Genomic DNA, 13,982 nt, shown 5'->3' on the forward strand with positions numbered 1-13,982 from the left:
CATTTTGCACCGCAAAGGCGCAGAGCTCGCAGGGGATGGACTCATGGCTCGGATGAGTCGGCCCCCGGTCGGAACAGGAACAGGGGGCGCCCCTCGCTGCAATTCCCCGATATCGAATCGCCCTGGGGCAGACCTACCCTTGTTCAGATATCTGTACAGACGTCCACCTGTCCGCAAACTCTCAGCTGACGAAGAAAGTCTCGACGGCGGCCTCCAGTGTCTCGCGCATGTCGGGGTCGTCGGTCAATGGCGTGACCATGGTCATCTGGCAGGCATAGGCCGGGTCGACGCCTTCGTTGATCAGCTCCCCCGCGTAAACCAGAAGACGCGTAGAGATCCCTTCGTCGAGACCGTGTCCCTTGAGGTTACGGGCCCGGTGGGCGATCTGGACCAGTTTCGAAGCGATCTCGCTGTCGACGCCGGTCTCCCGGGCAACAATTTCGCTCTCGAGTTCCGCTTCCGGATAGTCGAAATTCAGCGCCCCAAAGCGTTGTTTGGTCGACTCTTTCAGATCCTTCATCAGGCTCTGGTAACCGGGGTTGTAGGAGATCACCAACTGGAAATCGGGATGGGCATGCACCAGCTCCCCCTTCTTGTCCAGGGGCAGCGTCCGGCGATGATCGGTGAGCGGGTGAATCACCACCGTGGTGTCCTGGCGGGCCTCCACGACCTCATCGAGATAGCAGATGGCACCGATTCGGGCAGCCGTGGTCAGCGGACCGTCCTGCCATTTGGTGCCGTCCTTGTCGAGCAGGAAACGACCGACCAGGTCCGAGGCGGTCATGTCCTCATTACAGGCAACCGTAATCAGGGGACGGCCCAATTTCCATGCCATGTATTCGACGAATCGGGATTTACCGCAACCGGTCGGTCCCTTGAGCATCATCGGCATGCGGCGTGCGTAGGCCGCATCGTAGAGTTCCACTTCTCTGCCGACCGCCCGATAGTACGGCTCTTGACTGATCTTGTATTGCTCGTTGCTGATATCGGTCATGGGTAGTCACCTGGTTTTCGGTCAACCATTCAAATTCGGTTGGAAGATGCCCCCAGCCTCCGTGGCCGGGAGCACCCTTGTTCTACGTCTGCCCGGCTATACGGCGATTCCGCGATAGATAACCATCTCCGTACCCTTGGACTGGGCGAAATTGTCGTAGCCCACCAGACGCACGTGATTGTTCGGGTGAGCCTTGTGACACGCCTCGGCCTCGGCCAGGATGGTGTCGACGTCGGTCTCGCCGAACAGCGGCAGTTTCCACATGTACCAGTAATGATCGAAGGCATTCTCCGGCTCGGTGTGCTCCACTGCCGGGTTCCAGCCCTTGCTGACGATGTACTCCACCTGCTTGCGGACCTGTTCCGAGGTCATCTCCGGCAGGTAAGAGAAAGTCTCGAACTTCCGGCTCGACGGGTCGCTCAGGCTCGAGGTGTAATCCTGCATTGCGCTCATGATATTGGGCTCCAAATAGTTGGCTTCGAATAGCTCTGTCGTAATCGTTCGGTGCGCTGCCCTCAGCAGGCAAGTAGCTAGTGGCGAGTTGCGAGTAGCTAGGAAAAAAGGACCTAGCCACTCGCTACTAGCTACTCACCACTGATCAACGGTGGGCGGCGTCGATCTTGTCGACGGTGTCGAACTCGAACTTGATCTCTTTCCAGGTCTCCATCGCCATGTTCAGCTCGGGGCTGTGCTTGGCGGCGGCGGTGAGGATCTCCTTGCCCTCCTTCTCCAGTTCGCGGCCTTCGTTGCGGGCCTGCACACAGGCTTCGACGGCGACGCGGTTGGCAGCGGCGCCGGCGGCGTTGCCCCACGGGTGGCCCAGGGTGCCGCCACCGAACTGCAGCACGGAGTCATCACCAAAGATGGAGACCAGTGCCGGCATGTGCCAGACGTGGATGCCGCCGGACGCAACCGGAATCACACCGGGCATGTGTGCCCAGTCCTGGTCGAAGAAGATACCGCGGCTGCGGTCCTCTTTGATGTAGGAGTCACGCATCAGGTCGATCCAGCCCAGGGTGGCCTCGCGATCGCCCTCAAGCTTGCCGACCACGGTGCCGGAGTGCAGGTGATCACCGCCGGAGAGACGCAGCATCTTGGTCAGCACGCGGAAGTGGATACCGTGGCGCGGGTTGCGATCGAGCACGGCGTGCATGGCGCGATGGATGTGCAGCAGGATCCCGTTATCGCGGCACCAGTTGGCCAAACCCGTATTGGCGGTGAAACCGCCGGTCAGGTAGTCGTGCATGATGATCGGCATGCCCAGTTCCTTGGCAAACTCGGCGCGCTTGTACATCTCTTCCGGGGTCGGGGCGGTGACGTTCAGGTAGTGACCCTTGCGCTCGCCGGTTTCGGCCTCGGCCTTGTGAATCGCCTCGGCGACGAATTCGAAACGCTGGCGCCAGCGCATGAACGGCTGCGAATTGACGTTCTCGTCGTCCTTGGTGAAATCCAGACCACCGCGCAGACCCTCGTAACAGGCACGGCCATAATTCTTGGCCGACAGTCCCAGCTTCGGCTTGATGGTGCAGCCGAGCATCGGACGACCGTACTTGTTCATCTTGTCACGCTCGACCTGAATACCGTGGGGAGGACCACCGCAGGTGACGACGAAAGCGACCGGTACACGGATGTCCTCCAGGCGCAGCGAGCGAACCGCCTTGAAGCCGAACACGTTGCCCACCAGAGAGGTCAGGACGTTGACCACCGAACCCTCTTCGAACAGATCCAGCGGGTAGGCGATGAAGGCGTAGAAGGCCTCGTCGTCGCCGGGTACATCTTCGATGGCGTAGGCACGGCCCTTGTAGTAGTCCAGGTCGGTCAGCAAATCGGTCCAGACCGTAGTCCAGGTGCCGGTGGACGACTCGGCTGCAACCGCCGCAGCCGCTTCTTCACGGGGCACGCCCGCCTGGGCCACCACTTTGAAACAGGCCAGGAAATCAGTGTCCTTCGGCGTGTATTCGGGCATCCAGTATGTTTCGCGGTACTCTTTTACGCCCGCGCTGTAGCTCTTGGCCATGTTTTTGTCTCCTCACAGGGATTGGTTTAGGTTCGGTAGGGGCTGCGCCATGCCCCGTGTTGGTTAATCTAGCCGACCCAGCTATAAATACCACTCAGTAATTTTGATTAAATCCATAAGGATTTATAATATGTTGTTAAAGCATAAGCTATATATTATCGAACGTAAAAAAACCCGGGCTTTTTCCGGGTTGATATTTCGACCGCCCGTTTACGGGCGATGAATGCCGGGAAATGCAACGATGCGACCTTTGACGCCCCTTTGGGCCCGGCGCATCCGGGCGTTCAGAATCTTTACGGAGTCATCCAGCACGGTACGTATCACCACGTTGGCATAAGGGTGATAATAAAGAAGTTGGCAGGACACCGGATCATCCAGACCACCACGAGTCCCCGGGCGAAAATCGGTCCAGGCGAGGATCGGCAGGTTATTCAGGTTGCGATCCGCGCAAATCCACGCATCGTCTTCTATATAGACCTGAAAGCCCCGCATCCCGGGTAACATCAGGTGGAGTGGGTGCCCCAGTTTTTTCAGTGCGATCTGAACGCGGTTGTAGTGACCAGCGGTAATCCGCGTCGGTATCGACTTCAGAACTGGTGCATCGGGCAGTTTCGAGCGCATGGCCAGGCTCCCGTCCTTGGAGGGTTCTGACGATTCCCTTCGTCTGCGAGAGAGTCGATAAGTCAAGGTAATCAATAGCCGGTCGATCTCCGGCTGACAACTGCGTCAAATACCGACAACATCCTGCGATTTCGATAAGATTTCCTCTATAATCCAGTATCTAAATAATCAGGCAATACTTATATTGGTATGAACATTACACTCCGACAGCTCAAGGTTTTCGCCGCTGTTGCCCGTAATCTTAGCTTCACCCGGGCAGCCGAGGAGCTGTGTCTGACCCAGCCGGCGGTTTCAATGCAGGTCAAGCAGCTGGAAACGCAGCTGGAGGTGGCACTCTTCGAACAGCTTGGCAAAAAGATCTATCTGACCGAGGCCGGCCAGGAGGTCTATCAATACAGCCGCCTTATTACGCAGCAACTCGACGAACTGCAGACCGTCCTGCAGAACCTCAGGGGCGTGGGGCACGGGCGCCTGCGAATAGCGGTCGCCAGTACCGCAAACTATTTTGTTCCGACCCTGCTTGGGACGTTCTGTCGTCGTTTCCCGGATGTTACCGTGAGCCTGGATGTAACCAATCGGGAGGAGCTGCTGACGCAACTGGCGGACAATGAGGTCGACCTGGTGATCATGGGCCAGCCCCCGGCCGAGATGGATCTGGAGGCCTCGGCGATCATGGAAAATCCCCTGGTGATTGTCGCTCCCCCCGACCACCCTCTGGCCCAACAGCAGCGGATCCCGCTGGCACGACTCGAGAAGGAGATCTTCCTGGTGCGTGAGCCGGGTTCGGGGACGCGCATCGCCATGGAGCGCTTCTTCAACGAATACAACGTCCGCATCGCAACCGGCATGGAGGTCGGCAGCAACGAGGCGATCAAACAGAGTGTGCAGGCGGGCCTGGGCCTCGGACTACTGTCAAGGGATACCGTCCAGATGGAGCTGGAACTCGATCGGCTGGTGATTCTGGATGTCCAGGAATTCCCGATCCTGCGTCACTGGTACGTGGTCTACCGGCGCGGCAAACGGCTCTCTTCCGTATCCGAATCCTTCAAGACCTTCCTGCTGACCGAGGCAGCGCACCTGCTCGGCCGACAGCGTAGCGATGTGGAATTCCCGCCGGCGAATACCAGGCAGTCTCGCGCACGGCGCCGCGCCTGAGAGCAACTAACCACGGGGGCACGTTTCTTTCTGGTTTTTAGCCACAGAGGACACAGAGAGCACAGAGGAATGAGTTTTATGGTGAAGAGTACCGGTGGGGCATTGCGTGCTTCCCGACTGGTATACCGGTATTGGACAAGGTCCATTGTTTTCTCTGCGTTCGCAACGTTCTCTGTGGTTTTATTTACCCCGTGATCCCCGTGATCCCCGTGCCCCCCGTGGTTAACACCTCGAGGCGAAACGAAAAAGGGCGGCCGAAGCCGCCCTTTCCCTTCCGATTGAAAAACCGGACTATTTGACCTTCGGGGCCAGCTCGCCGGCGGCATAGCGGGCCATCATGCCTTCCAGGGAGATCGTCTTGATTTTGGAGGCCTGACCAGCGGCACCAAACGCTTCGTAGCGGTCCTTGCAGATCTGCTTCATCGCATCTTCGGCCGCTTTGTAGTATTTGCGCGGGTCGAAGTTGGCGGTGTTCTCGCTCAGGTGTTTGCGGGTAGCGCCGGTGGAGGCCATGCGCAGGTCGGTATCGATATTGACCTTGCGAACCCCATGCTTGATGCCCTGCACGATTTCATCGACCGGCACGCCGTAGGTCTGGCCCATGTCACCGCCGTAGTTATTGATAATCTCAAGCCACTCCTGGGGCACCGAAGAGGAACCGTGCATGACCAGGTGGACAGTCGGGATGCGCTCGTGGATCTCCTTGACGCGATCGATGCGCAGGACCTTGCCGGTCGGTGCCTGGGTGAACTTGTAGGCACCATGAGACGTTCCGATGGCGATGGCCAGGGCATCAACTCCGGTCGCCTTCACGAAGTCAGCCGCCTCATCGGGGTGGGTCAGCAGCTGATCTTCAGACAGCTTGCCTTCCGCCCCAACGCCGTCCTCTTCACCGGCTTCACCGGTTTCCAGTGAGCCCAGGCAACCCAATTCGCCCTCTACAGAAACGCCGCAGGCGTGAGCGATCTCGACGACCTTGCGGGTCACTTCAGCGTTGTAGTCATAAGAGGCCGGGGTCTTGCCGTCTTCATGCAGAGATCCGTCCATCATCACCGAGGTGAAGCCGGACTGGATAGCACGGGCACAGACCGCCGGGCTGGCGCCGTGGTCCTGATGCATGGCAATGGGAATGTGCGGATAAGCCTCGGCGGCCGCTTCGATCAGGTGGCGCAGGAAAGGCTCGCCCGCATATTTACGGGCACCGGCGGAGCCCTGCAGGATGACCGGGCTGTCGGTCGCGTCGGCAGCCTCCATGATGGCCTTTACCTGCTCCATGTTGTTGACGTTGAAAGCGGGCAGACCGTAGCCGTTTTCGGCGGCGTGATCCAGAAGTTGACGCATAGAAGTCAGGGCCATTTTCAAGCTCCTTGAAGTTCTCGGGTTTCAGATAATCAAACAGACCTTCGGGACACCGGGGGATTCATCAATCGTAGTTGATCCCTGATGTAGCGTGCCCCGCCATAAAACGGATCGGGACTTTCGCATGCAGAAACAAACGAGCATGCATTCGCCCGATCGCTCGTTCAAACCAGTTCACCGACCTTGACGATCTTGATGGCATTGGTTCCGCCATGGACCCCCATCAGGTCACCCTTGGTGATAATCACCAAATCACCGTCGCGCACGGCGCCCCGGCGCAGCAACTCGTCGATGGCCTCCCGGTTGACCTGCACATGGTCGGCGGTGGTCACGTCGAAACTCACCGGGTAGACGCCGCGGAACAGGGTCACCTTGCGACGGGTATCCACGTGCCGCGTCATCGCATAAATAGGGATGCCGGAGCTGATACGTGACATCCACAGGGGGGTGGAACCCGACTCTGTAAGGGAGGCGATGGCCTTTACATTCAGATGATTCGCGGTGTACATCGAAGCCATGGCGATGGCTTCATCGATGTGGGTGAATTCACTGTGGATGCGATGCGCGGAGGTGGTGGCCTCACGCTGTTTTTCAGCCTCGCGGCATACCCGGTCCATGGCAGCAATCGCCTTGTCCGGATACTTGCCCGCTGCGGTTTCGGCCGAAAGCATGACCGCATCAGTACCATCCAGCACGGAGTTCGCCACATCGAAGACCTCGGCCCGCGTGGGGATCTGGTTTTCGATCATCGACTCCATCATCTGGGTCGCGGTAATCACGACCCGGTTCATGTCACGAGCCCGGGTAATCAGGCGCTTCTGCACCGGCGGCAATGCCGCGTCCCCGATCTCCACCCCCAAGTCACCACGGGCAATCATGATGGCGTCGGAGGCAGCGATGATTTCGTCGACCACATCCAATGCCTCGGCGCGCTCAATCTTGGCAACCAGACCACCACGCCCGCCGGCGGCATGAAGCAATGCACGGGCCTGATCCATGTCATCAGCGGTACGCGGGAAAGACACGGCCAGATAATCCGCCTGCATGCGTGCCGCCAGCTTGATGTCGTGCCGATCCTTTTCGGTCAGAGCCGGCGCGGAGAGGCCGCCGCCCTGACGGTTGATGCCTTTTCGATCCTTCAGGTCCCCACCTACCACGACCCGGCAAATGATCTGCTGGCCCTCAACCTGATCGACCCAAAGCACAATCCGCCCGTCATCGAGCAGCAGGGTGTCGCCCCGGCTGAGATCATCGGGCAGCTGTTTGTAGGTGATACCGACGCGTTCCTGGTCGCCGTCCTGTGGACCACAGGCGGCATCGAGAATAAACGTATCGCCTTCGGCAAGCGTGACCTGGCCGTTTCTGAACTGGTCGATGCGGATTTTAGGCCCCTGCAGATCAGCGAGGACGCCGACCTGCCGGCCATGAGCCCGGGCACGGTTGCGGAGCCGCTCGGCCCGTTCCAGATGCTCTTCCGGGGTACCATGTGAAAAATTGATTCGGACCACGTCGACGCCCGCCTCGATGATCTTGTCGAGAATCTTGGGGTCGTCCGTCGCCGGACCCAGGGTCGCAACGATCTTGGTACGTCTTTGCATAAATTTTTTGTCTTCGAGCGGTACTGCTCCTGGTCCGGGTGCGCCTGGGGCCCGATGCTTTCACAACCGGAGCTCCTACGCCTGCTACCCTGGCCGGTCAGGGCACCACCGCCACTGTTCGCCAATTATCCATCCTGCCCTTGACGTGGCGCCCAAGCGCACGTCACGACGGGCCCCGCCCGTCACGGCTCTTTCGCCGCTGCCGGAAGCCTGCCCGGTCCTTGCATGCCACGACTTGGCAGTCATCAATACTCCTGCCTGTCTCGCATTCGGGACCCGGGGGCTCCAGTGTACTCGATAGGGCGCGGAGACTCCCGCCGTGCGCCCCATCATGATTATTATTTTTCGCTGGCGCGCGCTTCGAGCATCGCCACGGCCGGCAGGGTTTTGCCTTCGAGGTACTCGAGAAAAGCGCCACCAGCGGTCGAAATGTAGGACACCTGGTCATAAATGCCGTATTTCTGGATGGCCGCGATCGTGTCGCCGCCGCCAGCAATCGAAAAGCCGTTGGATTCAGCAATAGCCAGGCCCAGTTCCCTGGTGCCCCCGCCGAACTGGTCGAACTCGAAGACACCGACCGGTCCGTTCCAAACGATGGTTCCAGCCTCTTTCATCATCCCGGCATACTGTTTGGCGGTTTCCGGCCCGATATCGAAAATCATATCGTCGTCAGCCACCTCATCCACCTTCTTGGTGGTGGCCTCGGCCGTTTCGGAGAATTCCTTTCCGACCACGACATCGACCGGGACCGGAATCTCGCCGCCCTTTGCCTTGGCCGCTTCCATCAAGCGCTTCGCCTCGGCAACCAGGTCCTTCTCGTAGAGTGATTTCCCCACGTTGTGCCCGGCCGCGGCGATGAAGGTGTTGGCAATCCCCCCACCCACAATCAGCTGGTCCACAATGGTGGAGAGAGACTCGAGAACGGTCAGTTTGGTGGAGACCTTCGAGCCGCCCACGATCGCCGACATCGGCCGCTTCGGCTCCTTCAGCGCCTTGCCCAGTGCCTCCAGCTCCCTGCTCAGGAGCAGGCCGGCGCAGGCGGTCGGTGCGAATTTCCCGGCCCCATGGGTCGAAGCCTGGGCACGGTGCGCGGTGCCGAAGGCATCCATCACATAGACATCGCACAGCGCGGCATATTTCTTCGCCAGCGTCTCGTCGTCCTTCTTCTCGCCCTTGTTGAAGCGCACGTTCTCAAGCAGAACCACCGCACCGTCAGCAAGTTCAGGTGCCTTCTCGAGGTAGTCCTTGACCAGAGCCACCTCTTTGCCGAGCTTCGCTGACATGTCGTCAGCGATAGGCTGCATGGAGTTCTCCTCATCCACCACACCCTCTTCGGGACGGCCCCGGTGGGACATCACCATCACCTTGGCACCGGCTTTGACGCAGTGCTCGATGGTGGGCATGGAGGCGGAAATGCGGGCATCGGACGTCACTTTGCCATTCTTCACCGGAACATTGAGGTCCGCGCGAATCAGCACCCGCTTGCCGGCCAGATCCAAATCGGTCAGCTTGATAAAAGCCATTGTCAGTGCTCCCTGAGGTATTACGGAAAAATCATCGGCCAAGGGACCGCCTTGGCGGATGACTCTTTATTCAGTTGCTAGTTGCGAGTAACGAGTGGCTAGGAAAGGAGTACCGGCGGCTGAAGCCGCCGGCACATCCTCGCTACTAGCTGCTAGCTACTAGCCACTCAGCTAGCTGCAACGTGCTTGGCGAAGCGCAGCATATTGCAGGTGTAGCCGTACTCGTTGTCGTACCAGGAGACGACCTTGACGAAGGTACCGTCGAGGGCGATGCCGGCGCCGGAATCGAATACGGAGGGAGCGCTCATGCCGCGGAAGTCGGTGGATACCACCTTTTCGTCGGTGTAGCCGAGCACGCCTTTCATTTCACCTTCGGAGGCGGCCTTCATGGCGTCGCAGATGTCGTTATAGTCGGCGTCGCTGTTCAGTTCAACGGTCAGATCGACCACGGAGACGTCGGAGGTCGGGACGCGGAAGGCCATGCCGGTGAGCTTGCCGTTCAACTCGGGCAGCACCTTGCCGACGGCCTTGGCGGCGCCGGTGGAGGAGGGAATGATGTTCTCCAGGATGCCGCGGCCGCCGCGCCAGTCCTTCATGGAGGGACCATCAACCGTCTTCTGGGTGGCGGTGGCAGCGTGGACCGTGGTCATCAGGCCGCGCTTGATGCCCCACTTGTCGTTCAGCACCTTGGCGACCGGCGCCAGACAGTTGGTGGTGCAGGAGGCAGCGGAGACGATTGCCTGACCGGCATAGTCCTTGTGGTTGACGCCATAGACGAACATCGGCGTGGCGTCCTTGGAGGGCGCGCTCTGGACCACCTTCTTGGCGCCTGCCTGGATGTGTTTCTGGCAGGTCTCTTCGGTGAGGAACAGGCCGGTAGATTCGATCACCAGCTCAGCACCGATCTCATTCCACTTCAGGTTGGCCGGATCTTTCTCGGCGGTCAGACGGATCTTTTTGCCATTGACGACGAGGTTGTTTCCGTCGACGGCCACATCACCCTCAAAGCGACCATGCACTGAATCATACTTGAGCATGTACGCCAGGTATTCCGGATCCAGCAGGTCATTGATGCCGACGATCTCGAGGTCGTCGCCGAATTCTTTCGCCACAGCGCGGAAAACCATGCGCCCGATGCGGCCAAAACCATTAATACCGACTTTAACAGCCATTGTTGTTCTCCCTAAGTACGTTTAAAACAAATCGGGGCCACGGGGAGGTGACCTCCCCGAACCGAAACAGCTTTAGAGCACGTTTTCGACGGCCTTGACCACGTTCTCAGCCGTTATACCGAACTCCTTGAAGAGTTGGTCGGCCGGTGCGGACTCGCCGAAACGGTCCACACCGATCACATCACCGTTCAGGCCCACATACTTGCGCCAGAAGTCGGTGACGCCGGCCTCGACGGCCACGCGAGCCGTAACGGCCGCCGGCAGAACCGATTCGCGGTACGCCGGATCCTGGCTATCAAACAGGTTGGTGGAGGGCATGGAGACCACACGCACCTTCTTGCCCTTGCCGGAGAGCTCATCAAAAGCCTGGACTGCCAGCTCCACTTCGGAGCCCGTGGCGATGATGATGGCCTCCGGCGTGCCTTCGCAGTCACGAAGAACATAGCCGCCCCTGGCGATATCGGCGATCTGCTCGTTGGAGCGCTCCATATGCGGAAGGCCCTGACGCGAGAAGATCAGGCAGGAGGGGCCGTCCATCCGCTCGACCGCCGACTGCCAGGCGATAGCGGTTTCAACCTGATCACAAGGACGCCACAGCGTCATGTTGGGGATAAGGCGCAGGGTCGCAATCTGCTCCACCGGCTGGTGGGTGGGGCCGTCTTCGCCCAGACCGATGGAGTCGTGGGTATAGACAAAGATCGAGCGCTGCTTCATCAGCGCCGCCATGCGCAGGGCGTTGCGGGCATATTCCGAGAACATCAGGAAGGTGCCGCCGAACGCTACGAAGCCGCCGTGCAGAGCGACGCCGTTGAGGATGGCGGACATGCCGAACTCACGCACGCCGTAGGAGATGTAGTTGCCGTCGGCCACGGTGCGGGTAATCGCAGTGGCTTCCGGCCAGGAGGTGTTGTTGGACGGCGTCAGGTCCGCGGAGCCGCCGAGCAGTTCCGGCAGCGCCTTGGCGAAGGCGGCAATGGTGTTGCCGGAAGCCTTGCGGGAGGCAACCTTCTCGGCCTTTTCGTTGGCGGTCTGGATCCAGCCATTGACGGTCTCTTTCCAGTTCGCCGGAAGTTCGCCCTTCATGCGGCGTTCGAATTCGGCCGCCAGTTCGGGAAATTCCTTCTTGTAGGCGTCGAACTTTTCCTGCCAGTGGGATTCGGCGGAGGCACCTTTCTCCTTCGCATTCCAGCCGCCGTAGATGTCGTCCGGGATCTCGAAGGGGCCGTGGTTCCAGCCCAGGTTTTCGCGGGTGGCCTGAATCTCGTCACCACCGAGGGGAGCGCCATGGCAGTCATGACTGCCGCACAGATTCGGAGCACCGTAACCGATGACCGTCTTGCAGCAGATCAGCGTCGGCTTGTCGTTGACCGACTTGGCTTCGTGAATCGCCTTGTTGATGGCATCGGCGTCATGGCCGTCGACATCGCGAACCACATGCCAGCCGTAGGCTTCAAACCGTTTGGGCGTATCGTCGGTGAACCAGTTTTCGACGTGGCCGTCGATGGAGATACCGTTGTCGTCCCAGAACGCGATGAGTTTACCCAGACCCCAGGTGCCGGCGAGGGCACAGGACTCGTGGGAGATGCCCTCCATCATGCAACCGTCACCCATAAACACGTAGGTGTAATGGTCGACGATCTTGTGGGTACCGCGATTGAACTGGGCACCGAGGGTACGCTCGGCCAGGGCCATACCGACACCGTTGGTGATGCCTTGCCCCAGCGGACCGGTGGTGGTCTCAACGCCGGGCGCGTAGCCGTACTCCGGATGTCCCGGGGTCTTCGAGTGCAGCTGGCGGAAGTTCTTCAGGTCCTCCATCGACAAGTCGTAGCCGGTCAGGTGGAGGAGCGAGTAGGTCAGCATGGAGCCGTGGCCATTGGACAGAATGAAACGGTCACGGTCGTGCCAGTCGGGATTGGTCGGGTTGTGCTTGAGATGGTCGTTCCAGAGGACCTCGGCGATATCCGCCATCCCCATCGGGGCACCCGGATGACCGGAATTGGCCTTCTGTACAGCATCCATACTCAATGCACGGATAGCGTTCGCTAAGTCTTTGCGGCTTGGCATGTGCGTACTCCTAAAACGTATTGCGAAGCTGAAGTAATCGCGGCACGCCCGGCGCACCACGGATGTTCTTGTTCGTTTCGGCGGTTTATCCCGCCTGCGGCAGGCGGTTGCCTTTCATTATGCGTCGCTATGACCGGCGCCCGGACGGGGGATAGACAGCCAACCGGATTCACGCGGCCCGGGACAAGGATGTAAACCGGACCGCCGATTGTCACCGATTCACAGCTCCGGGGCAATAGGCGAGATAATAAAAGCCTTACACAACGCTTTCAAATCAGCTACTTATATATCCACAAAGGATACTTATGGGGAAAGCAGCGGTTTCCCAGGATGCGTCGGAGACCTAACAATCTGACTAAGAATAGCCATTGGGCAGGAAATGAAAAGTCATTTCTTGATCGATTGACGACGGCCAAATACACTCAGCTGGATACCACGATAAGCCCCGCCGAAGCGGCAGGCTCCCTGGCGTTTCGGACAATCATAAATAAGGTGGGGAAAAAAGATGGGACACTCATCGATGGACAGGCTTACGAGTGCCGTTCCAGGCTTCCGAATACTGACCTTCCTGGTGCTGCTCACGACAGGTCTGCCGGCCATGGCCGCCAAACTGACCTTTGCGGTACATCCGGTCCTGCCAGCCGAACAGACCCGAACGGCCTATCAGCCGCTCTTGAGGTACCTCGAGAAAAACACCGGACACGAGCTGGAACTGGTGGTAAACAGCAATTTCCTCGTCCACTGGCAGATGCTCAGACGCGGGGAGTACGACATCATCCTTGATGGCCCACACTTCACCGATTACCGCGTGCAGAAGATGGGATACCAGGTACTGGCCAAATTCCCGGCTGCAGTAAGCTATACGCTGGTTGGGAGTCCGGATTCCTTCATTCTGGAACCGGCCGAACTGGTCGGTGAGCGTATTGCCACCACTCCGTCACCGGCACTGGGGGCGTTACGTCTTTCGCAACTCTACCCCAATCCCCTTCGCCAACCACAAATCGTGGAGACGGGAGACTCATTGACCGCTGCACGGATGACGGTTGAGGGGGAGACTGCTGGTGCCATTATCCCTGCGGGAATGGTGGGAAACTTTCCTTCGCTCATCACGGTGACTACCACCACTCAGGTGCCCTCACCCGCCGTCTCAGTCGGTCCCGATGTGGATGAGATCGTTGCCAATGCACTTCGTCAGGCGCTACTCGATGCCGGCAAACATACAGACGGACTCGCCGCGCTGGAGTCGTTGAATATCCCGACCTTCGAACCCGCCGGAAACGCGGACTACGAGGGGCAGGCTGAACTCCTCAAGGATACCTGGGGCTACTGAGATCCCCTGTGGACGACTTTAGGGCACTTCTATTAATCCAACGCGGATTCTGTTGGGTCCAAAATCGCCGAGGCCAAGGCGCGCTGCGCAGGCAAGGGTGGCTCCCTTGTCAAGCAGCGCAACGCCGGGATCGGCGATTTTGGACC

At 59.3% G+C, this 13,982-nt stretch carries 11 protein-coding genes; 2 read left to right on the forward strand and 9 right to left on the reverse strand.

The genetic code is table 11. From position 1 onward, the window contains the following. Positions 1-181: 181 nt before the first annotated feature. From BLP65_RS10830 to BLP65_RS10845, 4 genes are all read right to left on the reverse strand, one after another. The gene (locus tag BLP65_RS10830; RefSeq protein WP_092996752.1) at positions 182-994 is read right to left on the reverse strand and encodes a CbbQ/NirQ/NorQ/GpvN family protein; all 813 of its coding nucleotides are present in this window, start codon (positions 992-994) and stop codon (positions 182-184) included. A 96-nt stretch (positions 995-1,090) separates the two neighbouring features. Next, entirely contained in the window at positions 1,091-1,447 is a 357-nt protein-coding gene (locus tag BLP65_RS10835; protein WP_092996755.1) for a ribulose bisphosphate carboxylase small subunit, read from the reverse strand. 145 nt (positions 1,448-1,592) lie between these two features. Further along, entirely contained in the window at positions 1,593-3,011 is a 1,419-nt protein-coding gene (locus tag BLP65_RS10840; RefSeq protein ID WP_092996758.1) for a form I ribulose bisphosphate carboxylase large subunit, read from the reverse strand. Positions 3,012-3,221: 210 nt separating this feature from the next. Continuing rightward, a complete protein-coding gene (locus BLP65_RS10845) occupies positions 3,222-3,632 on the reverse strand; it encodes a hypothetical protein (protein WP_092996761.1) in 411 nt (136 codons plus the stop codon). Positions 3,633-3,821: 189 nt separating this feature from the next. Between BLP65_RS10845 and BLP65_RS10850 the strand changes: the two genes are divergently transcribed. Further along, on the forward strand, positions 3,822-4,787 hold the full coding sequence (locus BLP65_RS10850) for a LysR family transcriptional regulator (RefSeq protein ID WP_092996764.1): 966 nt from the start codon (positions 3,822-3,824) through the stop codon (positions 4,785-4,787). Between the two features lie 291 nt (positions 4,788-5,078). Here BLP65_RS10850 and fba read toward each other — a convergent pair whose 3' ends face one another. The 5 genes from fba to tkt form a co-directional block, all read right to left on the reverse strand. After that, the gene (gene fba, locus BLP65_RS10855; RefSeq protein ID WP_092996767.1) at positions 5,079-6,143 is read right to left on the reverse strand and encodes a class II fructose-bisphosphate aldolase; all 1,065 of its coding nucleotides are present in this window, start codon (positions 6,141-6,143) and stop codon (positions 5,079-5,081) included. Positions 6,144-6,310: 167 nt separating this feature from the next. Further along, positions 6,311-7,744, reverse strand: a complete 1,434-nt coding sequence (pyk, locus tag BLP65_RS10860; RefSeq protein WP_092996770.1) for a pyruvate kinase — start codon at positions 7,742-7,744, stop codon at positions 6,311-6,313. 338 nt (positions 7,745-8,082) lie between these two features. After that, positions 8,083-9,267, reverse strand: a complete 1,185-nt coding sequence (locus BLP65_RS10865) for a phosphoglycerate kinase (protein ID WP_092996773.1) — start codon at positions 9,265-9,267, stop codon at positions 8,083-8,085. Between the two features lie 167 nt (positions 9,268-9,434). After that, on the reverse strand, positions 9,435-10,439 hold the full coding sequence (gene gap, locus BLP65_RS10870) for a type I glyceraldehyde-3-phosphate dehydrogenase (RefSeq protein ID WP_092996776.1): 1,005 nt from the start codon (positions 10,437-10,439) through the stop codon (positions 9,435-9,437). 72 nt (positions 10,440-10,511) lie between these two features. After that, complete coding sequence (tkt, locus tag BLP65_RS10875) at positions 10,512-12,506, reverse strand: transketolase (protein WP_092996779.1); 1,995 nt, start codon at positions 12,504-12,506, stop codon at positions 10,512-10,514. Between the two features lie 505 nt (positions 12,507-13,011). Here tkt and BLP65_RS10880 point away from each other — a divergent pair. After that, positions 13,012-13,836 (forward strand): phosphate/phosphite/phosphonate ABC transporter substrate-binding protein, encoded by an 825-nt coding sequence (locus tag BLP65_RS10880; protein ID WP_092996782.1) that lies wholly within the window; start codon positions 13,012-13,014, stop codon positions 13,834-13,836. Positions 13,837-13,982 lie beyond the last annotated feature (146 nt).

Origin of the sequence: Thiohalomonas denitrificans, from assembly GCF_900102855.1 — a bacterium.
In the GTDB taxonomy this organism is placed as follows: domain Bacteria; phylum Pseudomonadota; class Gammaproteobacteria; order Thiohalomonadales; family Thiohalomonadaceae; genus Thiohalomonas; species Thiohalomonas denitrificans.

What these genes read in the sequence shown, in the direction of transcription:
- BLP65_RS10880 (WP_092996782.1), top strand. Translation starts at nt 13,012, where the DNA reads ATGGGACACTCATCGATGGACAGGCTTACGAGTGCCGTTCCAGGCTTC.
- BLP65_RS10835 (WP_092996755.1), bottom strand. Translation starts at nt 1,447, where the DNA reads ATGAGCGCAATGCAGGATTACACCTCGAGCCTGAGCGACCCGTCGAGC.
- BLP65_RS10850 (WP_092996764.1), top strand. Translation starts at nt 3,822, where the DNA reads ATGAACATTACACTCCGACAGCTCAAGGTTTTCGCCGCTGTTGCCCGT.
- BLP65_RS10830 (WP_092996752.1), bottom strand. Translation starts at nt 994, where the DNA reads ATGACCGATATCAGCAACGAGCAATACAAGATCAGTCAAGAGCCGTAC.
- BLP65_RS10865 (WP_092996773.1), bottom strand. Translation starts at nt 9,267, where the DNA reads ATGGCTTTTATCAAGCTGACCGATTTGGATCTGGCCGGCAAGCGGGTG.
- BLP65_RS10845 (WP_092996761.1), bottom strand. Translation starts at nt 3,632, where the DNA reads ATGCGCTCGAAACTGCCCGATGCACCAGTTCTGAAGTCGATACCGACG.
- gap (WP_092996776.1), bottom strand. Translation starts at nt 10,439, where the DNA reads ATGGCTGTTAAAGTCGGTATTAATGGTTTTGGCCGCATCGGGCGCATG.
- pyk (WP_092996770.1), bottom strand. Translation starts at nt 7,744, where the DNA reads ATGCAAAGACGTACCAAGATCGTTGCGACCCTGGGTCCGGCGACGGAC.
- fba (WP_092996767.1), bottom strand. Translation starts at nt 6,143, where the DNA reads ATGGCCCTGACTTCTATGCGTCAACTTCTGGATCACGCCGCCGAAAAC.
- BLP65_RS10840 (WP_092996758.1), bottom strand. Translation starts at nt 3,011, where the DNA reads ATGGCCAAGAGCTACAGCGCGGGCGTAAAAGAGTACCGCGAAACATAC.
- tkt (WP_092996779.1), bottom strand. Translation starts at nt 12,506, where the DNA reads ATGCCAAGCCGCAAAGACTTAGCGAACGCTATCCGTGCATTGAGTATG.